Annotated in this window: 3 protein-coding genes; 2 read left to right on the forward strand and 1 reads right to left on the reverse strand. The window is 79.4% G+C overall.

The window, feature by feature from the left end; translation table 11 throughout:
* Positions 1 to 22 precede the first annotated feature (22 nt).
* Complete coding sequence (locus HLB09_RS15895; RefSeq protein WP_171204288.1) at positions 23 to 199, reverse strand: hypothetical protein; 177 nt, start codon at positions 197 to 199, stop codon at positions 23 to 25.
* A gap of 214 nt (positions 200 to 413) precedes the next feature.
* Here HLB09_RS15895 and HLB09_RS15900 point away from each other — a divergent pair, with 214 nt between their 5' ends.
* Positions 414 to 1,316 (forward strand): LysR family transcriptional regulator, encoded by a 903-nt coding sequence (locus tag HLB09_RS15900; protein ID WP_171204289.1) that lies wholly within the window; start codon positions 414 to 416, stop codon positions 1,314 to 1,316.
* Between the two features lie 162 nt (positions 1,317 to 1,478).
* A complete protein-coding gene (locus HLB09_RS15905; protein WP_171204290.1) occupies positions 1,479 to 2,303 on the forward strand; it encodes a YaaA family protein in 825 nt (274 codons plus the stop codon).
* Positions 2,304 to 2,345 lie beyond the last annotated feature (42 nt).

Here is a 2,345-nt window from a genome sequence, read left to right on the forward strand (position 1 = left end):
GTCCGCCCGGCCGGGGAGCGCCTCAGCGGTGCGGGCCCGCCGGCGAGGCGAGCAGGCGGGCGCCGCGGACGGCGTCGCGCGCCAGGTCACCGGTGCCCGCGTGCGCGAGCGGCACGCGGAGGCGGCGCGGCACGGCCTGGCGGCCGAGGGCGACGACCCAGGCGGCGAGGGCCAGCAGCAGGAAGAAGGTGAAGGTCATGAGGGCTCCTCCTCGGAGGTCGTCGGGATGCGCGAACGGCTGCCGCGCACGGCGTCCCGGCGTGCGGGACGGCGACCACCACGCGCCGGCGCGGGCGTGGACCACCTCGGCGCGCCGTCGCAGGAACCAGTGTGCGCGTCTTCAACCCTCCCGTCCAGCGACCCTGTCCGAGCGGTACCGTTCACCTCCACTGACCGTTCCGAGGAGGCGCACCGTGCTCGACGTCCACCGGCTCCGCCTGCTCCACGAGCTCGACCGCCGCGGCACCCTCGCCGAGGTCGCCGCCGCCCTCGGCTACAGCAGGTCCGCTGTCTCGCAGCAGCTCTCGCAGCTCCAGCGCGAGGCCGGGGCCCAGCTGCTCGAGCCGGCCGGCCGACGCGTGCGGCTCACCGCGGCGGGCCGGGTGCTCGTGGGCCACGCGGACGCCGTCCTGGCCCAGCTCGAGCAGGCGGAGGCCGACCTCGCCGCCCTCGGGTCCACGGCGCGCGGCACCCTGCGGGTCGCCGCCTTCGCCTCCGTCCTGCTCTCGCTCGTGCCCGACGCGCTCACCTGGCTGGCCGAGCACCACCCCGACCTGCGCGTCGAGCTGGTCGAGCAGGAGCCCGCACCGGCGCTGTCGGCCCTCACCGCGCACGACGCCGACCTGGTCCTCGGCGAGGAGTACCCCGGCTCGCCGACCGCGCGCTCGCCGGGCGTCGACCTCGAGGACCTCCTGCACGACGAGTTCCGCCTCGCCGTGCCGCTCGAGGGCCCGCTGGCCGGCCGGGGCCACCGCCTGGAGGACCACGCGGACGTCCCGTGGGTCATGGAGCCGCCGCGCCTGGACCCGGGCCGCTGGGCGCTCGCCCGCTGCCGCGAGGCGGGCTTCGAGCCCGACGTGCGGATCGTCACGAGCGACGTCCTCCTGCACGCCCACCTCGTGGCCTCCGGCCACGCGGCGGCCCTCGTGCCGGACCTCGTCCGCGCCGGGAGGACGCCCGGCGTCGTCCTCCACCGCCTGCCGGAGCGCCCGCGGCGCCGACTCTTCACCGCCGTGCGACGAGGCGCCGCCACGAGCCCGGGGGTCCGGGCGCTGCGCGAGAGCCTGCGCGTCGCCGTCGACGCGGCCGGCGCCTGACCCGCGCCGGCCCCTCCCGAGGGCGAGCCGGCGACGACTCGCCCCTCGCGCGCCCCTCCCCGGGCGAACGGGCGACGACTCGCCCCCGTCAGACGCCCCCGTCGAGGGCGAGCCGGGGGCGACTCGTCCGGGAGGGGCGACGGCGGTCCGTAGGCTCCGGCCGTGCTCGTGCTGCTCCCGCCGTCCCAGGGCAAGACCGGTGCCGCGGAGGGCGAGCCCGTCGACCTGCGCGCCCTCTCCTCCCCCGGCCTCACCCCCACCCGCCGCCGGGTGCTCAGCGCGGCGGCCCGGCTGAGCCGCACCCGCGCGGGCCGCGAGGCCCTCGGCGCCGGCAGCGAGCAGCTGCGCCCGGAGGCCGAGCGCACCACCCGCTGGCGCACGGAGCCCGCCGTCCCGGTGGCCGAGCTCTACACCGGCGTCCTCTACGACGCCCTCGACCCCGCCTCCCTCGACGACGGCGCCCGCGAGCGCGCCGTCGAGCGGCTCCTCGTCTCCTCGGCGGCGTGGGGCGCCCTGCGGCTCGACGACCGCGTGCCGCCGTACCGGCTGTCCATGGGGGTCGCCCTGCCCGACCTGGGCGGGCTGGCCGCGCTGTGGCGCGAGCCGCTGCGCGCGGCGCTCGACCCGCTGGCCGCGGGCCGCCTCGTCGTCGACTGCCGCTCCGCCGACTACGCCGCGGCCTGGACCCCGCGCGGTGGGACGGCCTCCCGGACGGCGTCCGTGCGGGTCCTGCGCGAGAGCGGCGGCAAGCGCTCGGTCGTCTCCCACATGGCCAAGCACACCCGAGGGCTCGTCGCGCGGGCCTGCGCCCTCGAGCCGTCGGCGCCCACCACGCCGGAGGAGCTGCGCGACCTCCTCGCCGCCGCCCTGCCGCCCCTGGTGCGCGACGCCACGGCCGCGTCCGTGCGCGGTGCCGACGAGGTCGCCGTCGAGCTCGGCGCTCCTGCGAAGGACGGGCGCCGTGCGCTCGACGTCGTCCTGCGGTGACGCCCCCGCCGCTCGCCGGCGCCGGGCCGCGCCGCTCCGGGG

The sequence above is a fragment of the Pseudokineococcus marinus genome (genome assembly GCF_013004605.1).
GTDB lineage: Bacteria > Actinomycetota > Actinomycetes > Actinomycetales > Quadrisphaeraceae > Pseudokineococcus > Pseudokineococcus marinus.